13 protein-coding genes and 1 pseudogene are annotated in these 18,329 nt (G+C 60.4%); 7 read left to right on the top strand and 7 right to left on the bottom strand.

Translation table 11 applies throughout. From position 1 onward, the window contains the following. Positions 1 to 101: 101 nt before the first annotated feature. Positions 102 to 1,115 (bottom strand): aldo/keto reductase, encoded by a 1,014-nt coding sequence (locus QZH45_RS18600; protein WP_024777358.1) that lies wholly within the window; start codon positions 1,113 to 1,115, stop codon positions 102 to 104. A gap of 217 nt (positions 1,116 to 1,332) precedes the next feature. Here QZH45_RS18600 and QZH45_RS18595 point away from each other — a divergent pair, with 217 nt between their 5' ends. The 4 genes and pseudogenes from QZH45_RS18595 to QZH45_RS18580 all read left to right on the top strand — a co-directional run bounded on the left by QZH45_RS18595 (position 1,333) and on the right by QZH45_RS18580 (position 7,004). Beyond that, positions 1,333 to 2,469: a glycerate kinase gene (locus QZH45_RS18595; protein ID WP_055135624.1), complete on the top strand. Its 1,137-nt coding sequence runs from the start codon at positions 1,333 to 1,335 to the stop codon at positions 2,467 to 2,469. A gap of 241 nt (positions 2,470 to 2,710) precedes the next feature. Continuing rightward, positions 2,711 to 3,877: pseudogene (locus tag QZH45_RS18590) on the top strand (pyridoxal phosphate-dependent aminotransferase); the annotation flags it as partial. Between the two features lie 201 nt (positions 3,878 to 4,078). Further along, a complete protein-coding gene (locus QZH45_RS18585; RefSeq protein WP_055135625.1) occupies positions 4,079 to 4,861 on the top strand; it encodes a hypothetical protein in 783 nt (260 codons plus the stop codon). Between the two features lie 121 nt (positions 4,862 to 4,982). Further along, positions 4,983 to 7,004, top strand: a complete 2,022-nt coding sequence (locus QZH45_RS18580; protein WP_055135626.1) for a hypothetical protein — start codon at positions 4,983 to 4,985, stop codon at positions 7,002 to 7,004. A gap of 327 nt (positions 7,005 to 7,331) precedes the next feature. Here the strand turns inward: QZH45_RS18580 and QZH45_RS18575 are convergent, their stop codons facing one another. Continuing rightward, a complete protein-coding gene (locus QZH45_RS18575) occupies positions 7,332 to 7,817 on the bottom strand; it encodes a hypothetical protein (RefSeq protein WP_237140484.1) in 486 nt (161 codons plus the stop codon). 25 nt (positions 7,818 to 7,842) lie between these two features. On the opposite strand from QZH45_RS18575, the gene QZH45_RS18570 reads away from it, so the two are divergent. Continuing rightward, on the top strand, positions 7,843 to 9,549 hold the full coding sequence (locus QZH45_RS18570) for an autotransporter outer membrane beta-barrel domain-containing protein (protein WP_237140483.1): 1,707 nt from the start codon (positions 7,843 to 7,845) through the stop codon (positions 9,547 to 9,549). Positions 9,550 to 9,658: 109 nt separating this feature from the next. Here QZH45_RS18570 and QZH45_RS18565 read toward each other — a convergent pair whose 3' ends face one another. From QZH45_RS18565 to QZH45_RS18555, 3 genes are all read right to left on the bottom strand, one after another. Further along, positions 9,659 to 10,105 (bottom strand): hypothetical protein, encoded by a 447-nt coding sequence (locus QZH45_RS18565; protein ID WP_055135627.1) that lies wholly within the window; start codon positions 10,103 to 10,105, stop codon positions 9,659 to 9,661. 179 nt (positions 10,106 to 10,284) lie between these two features. Continuing rightward, positions 10,285 to 13,383 carry an efflux RND transporter permease subunit gene (locus QZH45_RS18560; protein WP_055135628.1) on the bottom strand — a complete coding sequence of 1,033 codons (3,099 nt, stop codon included), beginning with the start codon at positions 13,381 to 13,383 and terminating at the stop codon, positions 10,285 to 10,287. Positions 13,384 to 13,397: 14 nt separating this feature from the next. Further along, positions 13,398 to 14,555 (bottom strand): efflux RND transporter periplasmic adaptor subunit, encoded by a 1,158-nt coding sequence (locus tag QZH45_RS18555; RefSeq protein WP_024777366.1) that lies wholly within the window; start codon positions 14,553 to 14,555, stop codon positions 13,398 to 13,400. A gap of 267 nt (positions 14,556 to 14,822) precedes the next feature. Between QZH45_RS18555 and QZH45_RS18550 the strand changes: the two genes are divergently transcribed. Next, positions 14,823 to 15,524, top strand: a complete 702-nt coding sequence (locus QZH45_RS18550; protein WP_024777367.1) for a response regulator transcription factor — start codon at positions 14,823 to 14,825, stop codon at positions 15,522 to 15,524. 4 nt (positions 15,525 to 15,528) lie between these two features. Continuing rightward, positions 15,529 to 16,833 carry an ATP-binding protein gene (locus QZH45_RS18545; protein ID WP_024777368.1) on the top strand — a complete coding sequence of 435 codons (1,305 nt, stop codon included), beginning with the start codon at positions 15,529 to 15,531 and terminating at the stop codon, positions 16,831 to 16,833. A 96-nt stretch (positions 16,834 to 16,929) separates the two neighbouring features. Here QZH45_RS18545 and QZH45_RS18540 read toward each other — a convergent pair whose 3' ends face one another. Both QZH45_RS18540 and pncA read right to left on the bottom strand, forming a co-directional pair. Next, the gene (locus QZH45_RS18540; protein ID WP_055137686.1) at positions 16,930 to 17,571 is read right to left on the bottom strand and encodes a DUF1345 domain-containing protein; all 642 of its coding nucleotides are present in this window, start codon (positions 17,569 to 17,571) and stop codon (positions 16,930 to 16,932) included. 3 nt (positions 17,572 to 17,574) lie between these two features. Continuing rightward, entirely contained in the window at positions 17,575 to 18,204 is a 630-nt protein-coding gene (pncA, locus tag QZH45_RS18535) for a bifunctional nicotinamidase/pyrazinamidase (protein ID WP_024777370.1), read from the bottom strand. Positions 18,205 to 18,329: the final 125 nt, after the last annotated feature.

The following is an 18,329-nucleotide window of genomic DNA, read 5'->3' as shown; positions in this document are numbered from 1 at the left end:
AAGTCAACGCGATTCACCTGGAACCGAGGCGCCTTCGTCGCGGGCAAGCCTTGCTCCCACAGCCCGGCACACCACAATGAGGTTCGCTGTACGCAGTGGTTTTATGACGTCCGCGGCACGCGCCCCGGCACGAAATGCCCCACGTCGTTGAACCCCGGTGTCGACGCATGCCCCGGCGTCACCAGCGAATCGATGAAGGCTTCGTCCTCGGCGGTGATCGTCACGGCTTGCGCCTTGGTGTAGCCATCCCACTGTTCCTCGGTGCGCGGCCCGACGATGGCTGAGGTGACGGCGCGGTTGTTCAGCACCCAGGCGATGGCGAACTCGACGATACCCACGCCCCGTTCCCGGGTGTACTGCTGGATCTGCTGGGCAATGCGCAGGGACTCGACCCGCCATTCGGTTTCCAGGATGCGTTTGTCCTGGCGGCCGGCGCGGCTGTTGGCGTCCGGCGCTACGTCCGGCGCATATTTGCCGCTGAGCACGCCCCGGGCGAGAGGGCTGAAGGGCACCACGCCAAGGCCATAGTTCTGCGCGGCGGTGATCTGCTCGGTTTCTGCCTGGCGGTTGACGATGTTGTACAGCGGCTGGCTGATCACCGGACGGTCGATGCCCAGGCTGTCGGCGATGCGGATCACTTCGGCGATGCGCCAGCCACGGTAGTTCGACAGGCCCCAATAGCGGATTTTGCCTTGGCGGATCAGGTCGCCGATGGCCGACACGGTGACGTGCAGCGGTGTGTTGTGGTCTTCGCGGTGCAGGTAGTAGATGTCCAGGTAATCGGTGCCCAGACGGGTGAGGCTGGCCTCGATGCCATTGAACAGGTGCTTGCGGCTCAGGCCGCTGCGGTTGGGCACGCCGTCCGCCGGGCCGAAGCCGACCTTGGTGGCGAGCACCCACTCCTGGCGTCGATTGGCAATCGCCTCGCCGACGATTTCTTCGGAGCGTCCGTTGGTGTAGACGTCCGCCGTGTCGATGAAGTTGATGCCCTGGTCCCAGGCCTTGTCGATGATCCGCAGCGAATCCTCGGTGCTGGTCTGTTCGCCGAACATCATGGTGCCCAGGGTCAATGTCGAGACTTGTAACCCGGAGTGGCCCAGTGTGCGGTAGCTCATGACAAGTTCCTTTTTATCGATGGGAAAGGCTCAATCAAACCCCAGAACGGCTGTATGGATCAAACACATTTATCAAACACCCGTGAACCCCCGTGGGAGCGAGCAGGGCTCAGGGTGTCAGGCTTTCAATGTGGGGAGAACGCGCAACGCCGGCACACTGGTGCGGACAATCACCGCCACCAGCAGGTATAACGCCGTATCGGAACCGGAGACCCAAATGAAAATAATCATCGCCCCCGACTCGTTCAAGGACAGCCTCAGCGCCCAGGGCGTAGCCGATGCCATCGCCGCCGGACTCGGCGAGGTCTGGCCGGATGCGCAGCTGATCAAATGCCCGATGGCCGATGGCGGCGAGGGGACGGTGGAGTCGGTGCTGGCCGCGTGCAACGGCGAATGGCGCCATACCCGCGTCCTGGGGCCCCTGGGTGCTGCGGTCGAAGCGCGTTGGGGCTGGTTGCCCGACAGCCGCACGGCGATTATCGAAATGGCCGAGGCCAGTGGCTTGCAACTGGTGCCGCCAGGACAACGCGATGCCTGTTCCAGCAGCACCTATGGCACCGGAGAGTTGATTCGCGCGGCCCTGGATGAAGGAGCAGGGCGGGTGATTCTGGCGATCGGCGGCAGCGCCACCAACGATGCCGGCGCGGGGGCCATGCAAGCGCTGGGCGTGGCGTTGCTGGATGAGCAGGGGCAACCTCTGCCTCCCGGCGGGCTGGCCCTGGCAAAGCTGTCGCGCATCGACCTGGGTGGCCTGGACCCGCGCCTGGTCGGGGTGAGTGTCGAGATTGCCGCCGATGTCGACAATCCCCTGTGCGGGCCCCATGGCGCTTCAGTGATTTTCGGTCCTCAGAAGGGCGCATCCGCACAGCAGGTGCAGCAACTTGATCAGGCCCTGGCGCACTTCGCCGGACACTGCGCCCAAGCGTTGCGCCGCGATGTACGCGACGAACCGGGCAGTGGCGCCGCCGGTGGCCTGGGGTTCGCGGCCAAGGCATTTCTGGGGGCGCAGTTTCGCACCGGCGTGGACGTTGTCGCCCAACTGACGGGCCTGGCCGATGCGATCGAGGGCGCTGACCTGGTGATTACCGGAGAAGGCCGCTTCGACGCCCAGACCCTGCGCGGCAAGACGCCCTTTGGCGTGGCCCGCGTTGCGCGCCGTCACGGCGTACCCGTGGTGGTCATAGCCGGCACCCTGGGGGAGGGTTATCAGGCGCTGTATCAACATGGCATTGATGCAGCCTTCGCACTGGTCAGCGGGCCGATGACGCTGCAGCAGGCCTGTGCCGACGCACCACGCCTGCTGCGCGAACGAGCCCGGGACATTGCCCGGCTCTGGCAGGTCGCAGCCCGGTGACTCGACTGTGACCAGGGAGCCCTCGCCCTCGCCATCCCGAGATCTGTGACCCTTGAAAAATATCTGAAGGACCAGGAGATGCTCTTGAGCTATCCCGCCAGGACCAGCTTGAGGTGGACCGCAACCTGGCGACGCGCCCCACGAACTGTCGCGCCTTACGGTGGGCTTGAATGCGATGGTGGCGCGGTTCGTGATTTGAGATAGGGTTGAGGCTGGACATTGCATCAATCAGGAGCAGTACATGCGCTATTCAGCCTTGACCCAACGCATCACCGGCGAGGGTGCCGCCGCGTGGCAGATCCACGACCGGGCGCTGGCCATGCGTGAGCAGGGCAGGGACGTGTTGTTGCTATCAGTGGGCGATCCGGATTTCGACACGCCGCGGGCCATCGTCGACGCCGCCGTGGACAGCCTGCGGGCCGGGGACACTCACTATTGCGACGTGCGCGGCCTCCACGGTCTGCGCGCTAGCATCGCGGGTCGTCATCGTCGGCGTAGCGGCCAGTCGGTCGGGGCTGAGCACGTCACGGTGCTGCCGGGCGCGCAATGCGCGGTGTATGCGGTCGCGCAATGCCTGCTCGACCCCGGCGACGAAGTTATCCTGGCCGAGCCGATGTACGTCACCTACGAAGCGGTGTTCGGCGCCTGCGGTGCGAAAGTGATACCGGTGGCGGTATGTCCGGAGAATGCGTTCCGGGTCGAACCGGCCGATGTGGCCCGCCTGATCACCCCTCGGACTCGGGCGCTGCTGCTCAACAGCCCCAACAATCCCTCCGGGGCCAGCCTGCGCTTGCCCACCTGGCAGGCGCTGGCGCAACTGTGCATCGAGCATGACCTGTGGCTGATCAGTGACGAGGTCTACAGCGACCTGTTGTACGAAGGTGAGCACGTCAGCCCGGCCAGCCTGCCGGGCATGGCCGAACGCACCGCAACCATCAACAGCCTGTCCAAATCCCACGCCATGACCGGTTGGCGCATCGGCTGGGTCATCGGCCCCGAACCCCTGGCCTCACACTTGGCGAATATTTCGTTGTGCATGCTGTTCGGCCTGCCGGAATTCGTGCAGCGGGCGGCCCTGGTTGCGCTGGAAACGGATCTACCTGAAGTGGCTCACATGCACGCAGAGTACCGCCTGCGCCGGGACTTGGTGTGTGCTGCATTAGAGGGTTGCCCCGGCCTGAAGCCCGTATGGCCCGATGGCGGCATGTTCGTGATGGTTGATGTGCGCCAGACCGGCCTTAGTGCCCAGGCGTTTGCCGAGCGACTGTTGGACGGGTATGGCGTGTCGGTGCTGGCGGGGGAGGCGTTCGGGCCGAGTGCGGCGGGGCATATTCGGATTGGGTTGGTGGTTGACCGGGTGCAGTTGGCGGAAGCGTGTCGGCGGATTGCCTTGCACGCGGCGAATGTTACCGGCATGGCGGGTCTGAGCAATTGCGTTGATTTTCCGTCCGCCCGTAAGGAATCGACATCAGGGGATATTCCGACCAGCGGTATTTTACCCTGTCAGATATGACAGTTGGCAGCTCTGGATGCCCGGCGCTTAATGGATTTCAACGACCGGGCCAGATGAAGCGCGCTTCAGGCGCACTTCTTCGGAGAGCATATATCCATGCCACAGTTCAACGAGCAGACTAAGGCTGCACCATTGCTGATAGATGGGATAGCCAACACGGAACCTGCCCGGGTACCACGGGACGTGCTGTTTAACGGAACAACGGGAAGAGTACCGCGCCCGCTGGGTTTTCCCACGCAACCTGGCGAAGACATAAAGTTGACGGTTTATTGGGAGCAACCTAATAAAACGGAGATTTTTCAGAGAGCCTATACGTCTGCAGATAGTCAGCCAGAGTTTCCATTTCCGATAACACCTCAACAGATGAGTGTTGATGGTCAGGCAATTATTTATTATGAATGGCTGGCCGATAATCCGGACAACTCACCAAGACGTACCCTGATCATTGATCACACACTGGTGCCAACCCTTGAAGAACCAGATTTTCCAGATAGAAATCTATATGGATACCTGAACTGCTCGTCGTCGCCCCCCATTTGGGAAAAAATCAGGGTGCAGATTGGGCCCGAGTCGGTATTCGAAGAGCTCGATGAATGCGTCCTTGAATGGCAGGGCTTTGGGACACTGAATGGCGCGCCTCCGGCGTTGACACCGCTCTATGAGTTTCGAAAAATTCTGACCCGGGATGAGGCGCTCAATGGGTTCATTATGGAAATTCCTTTCGATCCCTATGTAAAACCCATGATGAATAACGATTCGGGCCGGGCTCAATACACAATTATTCGAAACAATGTACCTATTGCTAAATCCAAGGCAGAAGTTGTCAAGATTGATCGGATAATTCCCGGGCAGGACGAACCATGCGGAGGATTTGCCTGATAAGCGTAAATGTCGAATGTTGTTGTCAGTCTCTTATAACTTTCCGAAAGCGCTAATGCTAGTGTTGACGTTGTTTGCTCGGGTGGACTGACCCCATTTTATTTGTCATGGAGAAAGCCTGATGACTGTTCAAAGCAAACTCATTGATCTTAATGGTGAACAACTGACGCGCCAGGAAGTTGCCAAGCGCTCCCGGTTGGCGGCGCGTGCCCTCAGTAATCCCTTGACTGCTCCGCCGCAGGAAGGTGCCAGCATTGATGATCAACTTGTCGATAACCTGATTCCCAAGAGCGTATTGGATTCGTCGCAAATGATTGTTCGCTTCGATAACAGCAAAATTCCTGTGCCTCACGATGGTGATGAATGGGAGCTGTATCAGCGTAAAGGAGGAGACACGGGGGCGGGAACTGAAATTGCTCAGGATGTGTTTGGTCAAGCGGTAGGGCGTCCGGCAGAGACAGAAATTCCTGTGGACACCAGCGTACTGCTGGATGATGATCCGAATGAGCCATCAACCATCTATGAATATCAATTTGTCGTCTATAAAGGGGAGGACGGGAACGGCTCTGCCACATTGTGGCTTCCTGCTGCAATCGACCGGTATGCGCCTGAGCAAGACAAGCAGACGGGTAATTTTTATAAGCCGGACTTCGCCAGGTTTACGAATCTATCGCCCGGCTCAACCATTGATGAAGCGTGGCTGGCTAATAATGCTTCACTGAATCTCACAGTTAATATTGCTTATATGTTTTACCGGCCGGATGACACGATTGAGATTTATGCGGATACTAGCTATGGTGTGCCCGGAACACCCATATACTCGGGTTCGCTTGCGTCAAATAGTATCTCTATTCCAAAGGATAATCTTCCGGTATTGGATGGGGCATATTATCTTTGGTATAAGTTGATCGATATAGTGGGAAATGAAAGCGAGTTGTCTGATGCCGCCCGCTTCAATGTTGTTCGTCTACCGCCTCCTTCGCTCATCGATTGTTATATTCCTCAGGGAATGAGTCCAGATGCCATTGATCTGGAAGACCGGGAATCCGGGGTTTTTCTGGTTGTTCCTCGTGCAATCAACGGCCAGGATGACGACAGGATTCGTCCTGTTATCAGCAATGGAGTAATTCCCCCGATTAACCTGGGAAACCAGCCGTTGGGGACGAGCTCCCAGCTTGAATTTCCTATTACCTCCTCCAGGCTGATGGATCTTTGGGGGAGCTCCACGGTAGAGGTACCTGTCACGGTTCGATATGAGCTTGTAAGGGGGACAAGTACTCCCATTGGTTCCACCACGATACCTTCCAGTATCGACTTTAGTTATCGCGGCCCAGACAATCCCGATTTTCCCGATCGAACGAATCCGGCGATGGTGAAGGTCAAAGTCGTAGGGGCGTCTGGTGTCGATGATCATCTCAGTTCCACAGACCGTGATGCTACGGCGACCATCAGTACCACCTTGGTTGCGTCCGGTAGTACATGGACAGCAGTGGGGGACGAGATTGTCCGGCTATGGTTCAACGGCACGGAAGTACATAGCGAGCAACTGACTGCCGGGGCGCCTCCAGCGACGTTGACTTTCGATATGGATCCCAACGTCGTGGATTACGGGCTGGGTATAGTCATTGCCTATTGGACGATCGAAGAGCTCGGTGGCCGTAACGTCATGAAATCGGAAGATACCGAGGTTCAGGTGGATCCGGTTCTGATTACAATGCCGGCACCTCAAGTGGATCTGTACGGTTCCCTGATTTCATGCAGATCATTGACACGAGGCACATGGGAGTTGCCGGTCACTGTTCCGATCGATGTTAGCTATATGCCGGCCGGTACGGTGGTGACTCTGAAGTCTCAGGGGTACGAAGATGGTACGGGCACGGGAATGGTTGGGGGGACGGACTTCACCGATACGCACAGGGTCACCGATGCAGAAGTGACTGCGGGGGTGTTTGAGCACGATATCCAGCCCTATATGACCAAAATAAGGCCAATCCAACCGGCCCACGGTACTGGCGCTCCTAGAGGCTGGATAAAGATCTGGTACACAGTGCCCGGGGTGCCGGATCCGTCGGAAGAACTGTTCAAGGAAGTCTCGCTACTTAATAGCAGTTATAACTATTGCGAGGAGAATCCCACGCTTTAATCTTTGTTGTTCGGTATGGGGAGGGTTTTATCTCTCCCTATACCGAAATTGATCCAATGAGGAAAAGTCCTCCCAGCCCATCGGATTACTCCTACATACCACTGTTGCATAGATCTGTAGTTTACCGGCCGTTTCGGGTGCGGGGCTTTCGTTCGTTCATGAGCTTCGTTATGCCATCGGCTGGACAAATGAGAGGTAATACTACATGTGGTCAATTAAAGATGATGGGGCGCGACCCAGGCCGTTACTCTGGCTCAGCGGTTCATCGCTGTGTTTTTCGTTGCTGCTGCCTGAGTTCGCATTCGGAGGAACGCTGATTGGTGGCAGTCAGACCGTTAACAACGGCGATGCCGTGGAGCAATGGCAGCTCTCCCAAGATGCCACATTAAATGTCAATGGAGCGGAAACGCTTAATATCCGGACTTCGGAATCCACGTTGAATGCCACCGGGGCCACCACCCAAGCCATTTCCGCCCGCAACGGTTCGACGATTAACCTAGTCAACACGACCGTCAGCGGCGGGAGCGCCCGTGCCGGATTGGAACTCTTGAACAGCACTGCCACGATCAGCGGCAGTAACATCAGCAGCGACCAATTCGGCTTATTGGCGGTGCGTGAAGTACAGGTAGGCAGTCCTGCCGGCTCGACGGTAACCGCCACCGACAGCAGCTTTACAGGTGTGAGGGGCGGGGCACAGGCTTCGGCCTTCAGTACCCTATCGTTTTCAAATTCGGTGATCGAGGGGACTGGTGCTACCAGTTTTGGTCTTTCGCTGCTTAGCGGGTCGGCTGCTGCAAGCAACGGCACGCGCATTATCGGCGGCCAGAATGGTGTGACGATGAGGCTTGAAAGCGGCGTCCTGGAGGCCAGTCAACTGACGCTCGACCAATCCAGCGTCGAGGGCAAGAACGGCTCCGCCATTGTTGTGGATTACGCGGGCGTCTCCGCGCCGGCTTCCCGGATCGATATCCTTAATGGTTCGACACTGACCGGTAGCAATGGGACGATTCTTGAGGTGAAGGGAGCAGGCAATGCGGCGATGAACGTCGGGCTCAGCGACCTGACGGGTAATGTCCAGGTTGCCGCCGACGGCACTGCCGCTCTGACCTTCACCCAAGCGTCGTTGACCGGCGACGTACGGGCCGAGGCGGGCGGCACCGCAACAGTGGCCTTGCAGCAAGGTTCGCGCATGACCGGCGTCATGGATAACGTCGCCACAGCGAGTATCGATGAACAATCGAGCTGGAACATGACCGGCAACAGCCAGGTCGGTGATTTGAGCCTCAACGGCGGTACGGTGCGGTTTGGTGCCGATGACGCGTTCTATCAATTGAACCTGGGTACATTGTCCGGCAATGGCCTGTTTGAAATAGGCACTGATTTTTCGACGAACCAGACCGACTTCCTCAACGTCACGGGCACCGCTACGGGCAATCATCAGCTCATGATCGCCAGTAGCGGCATTGACCCCGCCAGTGGTCAACCCATCCAGGTGGTCCATACCGGAGGGGGGGATGCGTCATTCTCCCTGGCCAATGCCGGTGGCGAGGTCGACCTGGGGGCATACTCCTATGGTTTGAAGCAGAGCGACACCGGCAATGATTGGTTCCTGGATCCTACGGCCCGCACAGTCAGCCCTTCCACTCGCGCAGTCATGGCGTTATTCAATACCGCGCAGACGGTGTGGTATGGCGAGCTCATGTCGTTGCGCAGCCGAGTGGGAGAACTGCGCTTCAATTCGCAGAAATCCGGTGCCTGGATGAGGGTGTATGGCAACAAATACAACGTGTCTGACGGTTACGGCGCGGGCTACCGCCAGGCCCAGCAAGGCTTCACGCTCGGTGCCGACGCGCCTTTGCCAGTGGGCGACGGGCAGTGGTTGCTGGGGGTAATGGCGGGTCACAGCACTTCTGACCTGGATTTGCACGGTGGCACCTCCGGCACGATCAAGAGTTACTACGTCGGTACTTACCTGACCTGGATGGACGACGTCAGTGGTTACTACGTCGACAGCGTGCTCAAACTCAACCGCTTCCAGAATGACGCCAAGGTCGGCATGAGCGATGGCAAACGTTCCAAGGGTGATTACGACAATAGTGGTCTCGGCGGTTCGGTTGAAGTCGGTCGCAACATCAAGCTGAACGACGGTTACTTCATCGAGCCGTTTACCCAGTGGTCCGCCGTGGCTATCCAGGGTAAAGATTACCATCTGGACAATGGCCTTCGGGCCGAGGGTGATCGTACCTATTCGTTGCTCGGCAAGGTCGGTGTGACGGTGGGGCGCGATATGCAACTGGACAATGGGGCGACGGTACAACCTTATGTGCGTGCGGCATTGGCCCACGAGTTCGCCAAGAATAACGAAGTGAAGGTCAACAACAACGTATTCAATAATGATCTTTCAGGGTCACGTGCCGAGTTGGGCGCAGGTATTGCCGTTAATCTCTCAGAGCGCTGGCAGGCACATGCGGAAGTTGAGTACATGAATGGCAAGGGTATTGAAATGCCAATGGGTGGCACAATCGGCGTGCAATTCAAGTGGTGAAACGCGCAAGGCGGCTGCCTGGCTAGCGTTTGATGCGAATGCATGAATTAGCCAGGACAACTGGAAAAAAGCCCTGGCTGAAAAGTCAGGGCTTTTTATTAATTCATCTCTACCAACTGAGCACCGTGTCAAATTGGCCGGTACACAGGTAGCTACCACCTCCGTCAGCTTTATCAATCTGCGCTTCGAATGATCCAGTGAAGCCCATATCCGGGCCGACCTTGTAGGTAATGGTACCTGACCGTGCCCTCTGTAATGTCGGAACATCAGGATCCTCATAGTTGTTGTAGATCAAGTCGACATGCTCGTCATTGGCCGTGATAACGGCGGCAGTTGCTTCCTTGAATTCTTTGGAGAAAACGATGGTAAAAGTCCTTGGCCGGTCGTTCTTCCATTCAGTCGCCACCACGATCCACACTTCACCCCGTTTAGGGGTGGTAGAACTTTTTAATGTGGTCATGACGGCGCTGAAATTTGACGCATCCTCAAGATTGGCGGTGAAATTTACTTCGGATCCGAGGGCGTCTTGAGCGGGTTTGGTGGTAGCGCTGCTCATGAGTATAAGCTCCGTAATATTCGACGGGAGATCCAGCGAGCATCCTGTGATGTCCTCTGCATTGGAGTGTCTATCTAAGCCCCATCTTTTTCCTCTGTATACTGTCAGACATGACAACTATACAGCGCAGTCTTTTTGTGGTTGCTATCCATAACCGTCATGTAAATCCTGACGGATGGTCATAGATCTCTCCGGTGCTTGCGCACCAACCTCATCACCCCCACGAAAAACACCGGCACAAACACCACCGCCAATGTCGCGCTGATCATCCCGCCAATCACGCCGGTCCCGATGGCCTGCTGGCTCGCCGAACTGGCCCCCGTGGCGATTGCCAGGGGCACCACGCCGAGAATGAACGCCAGGGAGGTCATGATGATCGGCCGCAGGCGCAAGCGTGCGGCCTGGAGGGTGGCGTCGATCAGGTCATGGCCTTCGTCGTACAGGCTTTTGGCGAACTCGATGATCAGGATCGCATTCTTCGCTGACAGGCCGATGATGGTCACCAGGCCGACCTTGAAGAACACGTCGTTGGGCATGCCGCGCAACGACACCGCCAGCACCGCGCCGAGTACCCCCAGCGGTACCACCAGCAGCACCGCGGTGGGAATCGACCAGCTCTCGTACAGCGCCGCCAGGCACAGGAACACCACCAGCAGCGACAGACCCAGCAAGATTGGCGCCTGGCTGCCGGACAGGCGTTCCTGCAACGACAGACCGGTCCATTCCTGGCCCAGGCCTGCCGGGCCTTGGCCCACCAATCGTTCGATTTCCGCCATGGCCTGGCCGGTGCTGTAGCCCGGTGCCGGTTCGCCGGAAATACTAATGGCCGGGTAGCCGTTGTAGCGGGTCAGTTGCGTCGGGCCCTGGGTCCACTTGGCCTGGACGAAGGCCGACAACGGCACCATTTTCCCGGCATCGTTGCGCACATGGATCTTCAGCAGATCGGCCACCTGGCTGCGCTGGTCGCCTTCGGCCTGGACCACCACCCGCTGCATGCGCCCCTGGTTGGGGAAGTCATTGATGTAGCTCGAACCCACAGCGGTCGCCAGCACGTTGCCGACATCGGCGAAAGACACTCCCAGGGCATTGGCCTGCTTGCGGTCGACTTCCAGTTGCACTTGTGGCGCTTCGGCCAGGGCGCTTTCGCGCACGTTGATCAGCACCGGGCTTTTTTCAGCGGCGGCGAGCAATGCGTCGCGGGCCTGCATCAGCGTGGCATGGCCGAGGCCGCCGCGATCCTGCAGGCGGAACTCGAAGCCGCTGGACGTGCCCAGGCCATCCACCGGTGGTGGCAGCACGGCGAAGGCCATGGCGTCCTTGATCCCGCCGAAGGCCTGATTGGCACGCTCGGCTATGGCACTGGCCGAGTCGTCGCTGCCACGTTCCGACCAGTCCTTGAGGGTGGTGAACGCCAACGCCGCGTTCTGCCCGCTACCGGAGAAACTGAAGCCCAGGATCACCGTGCTGTCACCCACACCCGGCTCGCCGGCGTTATGGGCCTCGATCTGCTCAACCACTTGCACCGTGCGGTTCTTGCTCGCGCCGGGCGGTAGCTGGATGTCGGTGATGGTGTAGCCCTGGTCTTCCACCGGCAGGAACGAGGAGGGCAGGCGACTGAACAGCAGGCCCATGCCCACCAGCAGCACGCAGTAGATCAGCAGGTAGCGACCGGTGCGCTTGAGGGCATAGGCGACCCAGCCTTGATAGCGCTCACCCAATTGATCGAAGCGGTGGTTGAACCAGCCGAAGAAACCACCCTTGGCGTGATGCTCGCCCTGGCCGATGGGCTTGAGCAAGGTGGCGCACAGTGCGGGTGTCAGGCTCAGGGCCAGGAACGCCGAGAACAGGATCGATGTGGCCATGGACAGCGAGAACTGTCGATAGATGACCCCCACCGAGCCCGGCATGAACGCCATCGGAATGAACACCGCCACCAGCACCAGGGTGATGCCGATGATGGCCCCGGTGATCTGGCGCATCGCCTTGCGCGTCGCGTCTTCGGGCGACAGCCCTTCGCTGGCCATGATCCGTTCGACGTTCTCCACCACGACGATGGCGTCGTCCACCAGGATGCCGATGGCCAGCACCATGCCGAACATGGTCAGCACGTTGATGGAGAAGCCCAGGGCGAGCATGGTGGCGAACGTGCCCATCAGCGCCACCGGCACCACCAGGGTCGGGATCAGGGTGTAGCGGATGTTCTGCAGGAACAGGAACATCACGGCGAACACCAGCAGCATGGCCTCGCCCAGGGTGTAGATCACTTTGGTGATGGAGACCTTGACGAATGGCGAGGTGTCGTAGGGGATCTTGTATTCCACGCCGGCCGGGAAGTAGCGCGCCAGTTCGTCCATTTTCGCCCGTACCAGGGTCGCCGTGCTCAAGGCATTGGCCCCCGGCGACAACTGCACGCCGACGGCCGTGGAGGGCTTGCCGTTGAGGCGGGTGGAAAACTGATACTCCTGGCTGCCGACCTCCACCCGCGCCACATCGCCGATGCGCACGGTGGAACCGTCGGGGTTGGCCTTGAGCACGATGTCGGCGAATTCTTCCGGCGTCGACAGCTGGCCCTTGACCAGGATGGTCGCGGTGATTTCCTGGGTGCCGCGGCTCGGCAAGTCGCCAATGCTGCCCGCTGAAACCTGGGCATTCTGCGCCAGGACGGCGGCGTTGACGTCGGCCGGAGTCAGGTTGAAGCCGAGCAGTTTCTGTGGGTCGATCCAGATCCGCATCGCCCGTTCGGCGCCGTACAACTGCGCCTTGCCGACGCCGTCCAGGCGCTTGATCTCGTTCATCACGTTGCGCGCCAGGTAGTCGCTGAGGGCGACGTCGTCGAGCTTGCCGTCATTGGAGGTGAGGGTGATCAGCAGCAGGAAACCGGCCGAGACCTTGTCCACTTGCAAGCCTTGCTGGGTGACCGCCTGGGGCAGGCGCGACTCCACCGCCTTGAGGCGGTTCTGCACGTCGACCTGGGCCAGTTCCGGGTTGGTGCCGGGCTTGAACGTCGCGGTGATGGTGGCGCTGCCCAGGCTGCTCTGGGAACCGAAGTACAGCAGGTTGTCGGCGCCATTGAGCTCTTCCTCGATCAGGCTGACGACACTCTGGTCCACGGTTTGCGCCGAGGCACCGGGGTACACCGCGTAGATCTCGATTTGTGGTGGCGCGACGTCCGGGTACTGGGCCACCGGCAATTGCGGGATCGCCAGCACACCGGCCAGCAGGATGAACAACGCGACCACCCAGGCAAACACCGGACGGTCGATAAAAAACTGCGGCATGGGAAACGTCCTGCTTACTGACCAGGTGCCTGGGCGAGTGGAAGAGGGGAGTTGTCGACCTGGACTTTTTCACCGGGACGGGCATGTTGCAGGCCTTCGACGACGATACGGTCGCCCGGCTTCAGGCCATGGGTGACGATCCAGCGGTCGTTCTGCACCCCACCCAGTTCCACCGGTTGCACGCTGACTTGCTGCTCGGCATCGACCAGCAACACCTGGGCTGTGCCTGCGCTGTCACGCTGGATGGCCCGTTGCGGCACGCTGATGCCCTGACGGTCGAAGGCCTGCTCCAGGCGCACGCGCACGAAGCTGCCGGGCAACAGGTCGAGGTCGGGGTTGGGAAACTCACTGCGCAGGGTGATCTGGCCGGTCCCCGGGTCGACGCTGATGTCGGTGAACAACAACTTGCCCGGTAGCGGATAGAGGCTGCCGTCGTCCTGGATCAGCGTGGCCTTGGCCTGGTCCTGGCCAACCTGCTGCAACTGACCGGAACGCAAGGCCCGGCGCAACTCGTTGAGTTCGCGGGTCGATTGCGTGAGGTCGGCGTGGATCGGGTTCAGTTGCTGGATGAGGGCCAGCGGCGTGGTTTCGTTCTGCCCCACCAGCGCCCCCTCGGTTACCAGTGCCCGGCCAATGCGTCCGGCAATCGGCGCGGTGACCGTGGCATAACCCAGGTTCAACCGGGCCCGCTCGACGGCGGCCTTGTTGGCGGCGACATCGGCGGCGGTCTGGCGTGCGGCGGCGCGGGCGTTGTCGTAGTCCTGGGCGCTGATGGCGTTGTCCTCGATCAACCGGGCGTAGCGCTGCTCCTGCAAGCGCGCCTGGAATGCGTTGGCCTCGGCCTTGCGCAACGCCGCGTTGGCGCTGTCCAGGTCGGCCTTGAACGGGGCCGGATCGATGCGGAACAGCACGTCACCCTTTTTCACGTCGCTGCCTTCGCGGTAGACCCGCTGCAAGACCACGCCGGGCACCCGTGCGCGGACTTCGGCGATGCGCGGCGCGGCGATACGCCCGCTCAACTCGCTGCTGATGGACAGCGGCCGGGCTTCGACGGTTTCGATGGCAACGGTGGGGCGCGGCGCTTCGTCCGTGGGCGGCGAGGCCTTGTCGCAGGCGCTCAACGACAGAACCCCGAGCAGCAGGCCCAGGGTGGCGAAAGAGTTCTTTGGCATGGTGCTTCCCCAATGATGAACATCGCCATGCTACGGGGGGCGATTGGGGACAGCGGTAAAGCTTTGTAGGGGGTGTGTGAAATTGTGTAAGGGGTTTGCTCGCGAGCGGGTGAGGACGTATATCCTTGGCAGCTTGAGATTTTCTGCGCCTGGCAGGGCACCATCGCGAGCAGGCTCGCTCCCACAAGGCTTACGCAAAACCCTGTGGGAGCGAGCCTGCTCGCGATGGGGCCCTGCCAGGTGCCACAGCACTTTCTGGAAACCCCCATGCCCAACATCCTCCTGGTGGAAGACGACACCGCCCTCAGCGAACTGATCGCCAGTTACCTGGAACGCAACGGCTATCAGGTCAGCGTGCTCAGCCGGGGCGATCATGTGCGCGAACGGGCGCGGGTCGATCCGCCGGACCTGGTGATCCTCGACCTGATGTTGCCGGGGCTGGACGGCTTGCAGGTGTGCCGCTTGCTGCGGGCCGATTCGGCGACCTTGCCGATCCTGATGCTGACCGCCCGGGACGACAGTCACGACCAGGTGCTGGGCCTGGAGATGGGCGCCGACGACTACGTCACCAAGCCGTGCGAGCCGCGGGTGTTGCTGGCGCGGGTGCGCACCTTGCTGCGGCGCAGCAGCCTCAGCGAGCCGCAGACGGCCAACGACCGCATCCTCATGGGCAACCTCTGCATCGATTTATCCGAACGTACCGTGACCTGGCGCGGGCAAGCGGTGGAGTTGTCCAGTGGCGAGTACAACCTGCTGGTGGTGCTGGCCCGTCATTCCGGCGAAGTGTTGAGCCGCGACCAGATCCTGCAACGCTTGCGCGGCATCGAATTCAACGGCACCGATCGTTCGGTGGACGTGGCAATTTCCAAGCTGCGGCGCAAGTTCGACGACAACGCTGGCGAAGCGCGCAAGATCAAGACGGTGTGGGGCAAGGGGTATTTGTTCAGCCGCTCCGAGTGGGAGTGCTGAGTCGATGTGGAAGCTGTTGATCCGTCTTTATCTGGTCACGATCGTGTCCTACAGCGCAGCGATCTACCTGATGCCGGAATTGGTGATCCGCCTGTTCCATGAGCGGTTCATGAGCTACAACCTCGACTACTCCCGTGGCCTGCAAACCCTGATGAGCAAGCAGTTCCATGCCGTGCCGAGTGAGCAATGGCCGGCGCTGGCGGCGCAGATGGACAAGGAATTCGAACCGCTGCGCATCGAGTTGGCTGCCATTGATGACGCGGATTTCAGCGCGGACGAGCAGGCGCGTCTCAAGCGTGGCGAGAACGTGGTGCGCCTCGGTGACTGGGCCTGGCGCACCCTGGCGGTGGCGCCGCTGGACGAGCGCACGGTGGTCAAGATGATCGTTCCCCCTGACCCGACCGACGTCAATTGGTTGTACTGGAGCATCAACGTGTTGATCGGCGCGACGATGCTGGCGTGCCTGTTGCTGTGGCTGCGGCCGCACTGGCGTGATCTTGAACGCCTCAGGAGCACCGCCGAGCGCTTCGGCAAGGGGCACTTGAGCGAGCGCACGCACATCGCCTCCAGCTCGAACATCGGTAGCCTGGCCCATGTGTTCGACACCATGGCCAGTGACATCGAGAACCTGCTCAACCAGCAGCGGGACTTGCTCAACGCGGTCTCTCATGAACTGCGCACCCCACTTACTCGGCTCGACTTCGGCCTGGCCCTGGCGCTGTCCGATGACTTGCCGCCGGCCAGTCGCGAGCGTCTGCAGGGGTTGGTGGCGCACATCCGCGAACTGGACGAGCTGGTGCTGGAATTGCTCTCCTACAGTCGGTTGCAGAATCCCGAGCGCCTGCCAGAGCAGGTCGAAGTGCCGCTGGACGAGTTCATCGACAGCATCCTGGGCAGCGTCGATGAGGACCTGGCGGCGCCGGACGTGGTGATCGACGTGCTCTTGCATGGGACGTTGGAGCGTTTTGTGCTGGACCCGCGGCTGACGGCCCGGGCACTGCAGAACCTGTTGCGCAATGCCATGCGTTATTGCGAGAGGCGGATCCAGGTCGGTGTGCGGGTGGGCGCTGAGGGCTGCGAGATCTGGGTCGACGACGACGGTATCGGCATTCCCGACGGCGAGCGCGAGCGGGTGTTCGAGCCGTTCTACCGCCTGGACCGCAGCCGCGACCGCGCCACGGGCGGTTTCGGCCTGGGCCTGGCCATCAGTCGCCGCGCCCTGGAAGCCCAGGGGGGCACCTTGACGGCTGACGTCTCACCGCTGGGCGGTGCACGCTTCAGGTTGTGGCTGCCAACGCCCCAGCCATAACCTGCAGTTTCCTGTGGCGAGGAGGTTTATCTGTGGCGAGGGGATTTAGCGAAACGTCGCACCGCCCCGCTGGGCCGCAAAGCGGCCCCCCCTTCATCACCCAAACAACCCCGCCGCAATATTGATCGAGAACCCGAGAATCGCCGTGTTGAACACAAACCCGATCAACGACTGCGCCAGCACGATCTTGCGTAACTGCCGGGTGGCAACGCCCACGTCCGACGTCTGGACGGCCACGCCGATGGTGAACGAGAAATACAGGAAGTCCCAGTAATTGGGCGTGGTCAGCCCTTCGGCAAACCGCAGGGCCGGCTTCTTGCCGTCCCAGGTGTAATACAACCGTGCGTAATGAACGCTGAAGATCACCCCGATCAGCAACCATGAACCTATGACCGTGAGCGCGGTGAAACCGTAGTGCATCAGCTTGCTTGCGGTTTGCAGATCGCGGCTGCCGGCCAATTCGAAGGTGATGGTTGCCAGGCTGGCCAACGCCGCGATGCAGACGACCAGCAGGACCAGCCCGGCATTTTCGTCTTCGGTTTCGGCGATGCGCCTGACGTCGGGCGCCTTGGCTCGCACGGTCAGCCAGAACATCAACGCAAGGTACGTCCAGACACCGACATTCCAGCCGATGAGGATCTTGCCGATGACCGAATCCGCGGGAACCAGGAGTCCGGCCATCAGGCCAAGGGCCGTCGCGGCGGAAAGGCGTGGGTGGGTGCGGGCGAGGAAGGGCACAGGCTAGTTCGTCATGTCGGTGGACTGAATCAATTGCACGCCCGCTTGTTGCATCCGTCGGAGCGCCGCGTCTATCGAACCCTCGATATCGATTCCCCTGCAAGCGTCGAGCACCACGACGGCGTTGAACCCCGCGATCCGGGCATCCAGGGCGGTGAACATTACGCAGAAATCCAGAGCGAGTCCCACTACGTAGACTGTGTCGATGCCGCGCTCCTTGAGGTAGCTCGCCAAACCGGTGGGTGTCTGGCGGTCGGCTTCCATGAACGCCGAATAACTGTCGATGTCCGGGTTGCAGCCCTTGCGGATGATCAGTTGGGCGTGGGGCAGGTCCAGTGTCGGATACAGCGCCGCGCCCGGACTGCCTTGTATACAATGGTCGGGCCACAGCGTTTGTTCGCCGTAGGGCAGCTCGGCGGTGTCGAAGGGTTGCTTGCCTGGGTGACTGGATGCAAACGAGGCGTGCCCGGCCGGGTGCCAGTCCTGGGCGAGAATGACTTGGTTGAATGAGCGCCCCAACCGGTTGATCAGCGGCACGATCTGGTCGCCCTCCGGCACGGCCAACGGCCCCCCTGGGATGAAGTCGTTTTGTACGTCTATCACCAGTAATGCAGTGGATGTGGCGCGGGTCATTGCTGCGTTCTCCTTGGAGTCGTGTGCAAGCTTAGCCGAACCGGATCGGATCCAGTATCGCCGCGACGCTGACTGCGTAATCGCCAGCAGCCTTGCTCCCCCAATTGACTGAATTGCTCGCGTTG

Source organism: Pseudomonas corrugata (assembly GCF_050920615.1).
GTDB classification, from domain to species: Bacteria; Pseudomonadota; Gammaproteobacteria; order Pseudomonadales; family Pseudomonadaceae; genus Aquipseudomonas; species Aquipseudomonas corrugata.
Note: the sequence above shows the minus strand (reverse complement) of the source record. Positions and strands in the feature narration are given on the sequence as shown.

Coding starts and splice junctions, on each gene's coding strand:
- QZH45_RS18600 (WP_024777358.1), bottom strand. CDS start 1,115: ATGAGCTACCGCACACTGGGCCACTCCGGGTTACAAGTCTCGACATTG.
- QZH45_RS18595 (WP_055135624.1), top strand. CDS start 1,333: ATGAAAATAATCATCGCCCCCGACTCGTTCAAGGACAGCCTCAGCGCC.
- QZH45_RS18585 (WP_055135625.1), top strand. CDS start 4,079: ATGCCACAGTTCAACGAGCAGACTAAGGCTGCACCATTGCTGATAGAT.
- QZH45_RS18580 (WP_055135626.1), top strand. CDS start 4,983: ATGACTGTTCAAAGCAAACTCATTGATCTTAATGGTGAACAACTGACG.
- QZH45_RS18575 (WP_237140484.1), bottom strand. CDS start 7,817: ATGCGCGTGCCGTTGCTTGCAGCAGCCGACCCGCTAAGCAGCGAAAGA.
- QZH45_RS18570 (WP_237140483.1), top strand. CDS start 7,843: ATGAGGCTTGAAAGCGGCGTCCTGGAGGCCAGTCAACTGACGCTCGAC.
- QZH45_RS18565 (WP_055135627.1), bottom strand. CDS start 10,105: ATGAGCAGCGCTACCACCAAACCCGCTCAAGACGCCCTCGGATCCGAA.
- QZH45_RS18560 (WP_055135628.1), bottom strand. CDS start 13,383: ATGCCGCAGTTTTTTATCGACCGTCCGGTGTTTGCCTGGGTGGTCGCG.
- QZH45_RS18555 (WP_024777366.1), bottom strand. CDS start 14,555: ATGCCAAAGAACTCTTTCGCCACCCTGGGCCTGCTGCTCGGGGTTCTG.
- QZH45_RS18550 (WP_024777367.1), top strand. CDS start 14,823: ATGCCCAACATCCTCCTGGTGGAAGACGACACCGCCCTCAGCGAACTG.
- QZH45_RS18545 (WP_024777368.1), top strand. CDS start 15,529: ATGTGGAAGCTGTTGATCCGTCTTTATCTGGTCACGATCGTGTCCTAC.
- pncA (WP_024777370.1), bottom strand. CDS start 18,204: ATGACCCGCGCCACATCCACTGCATTACTGGTGATAGACGTACAAAAC.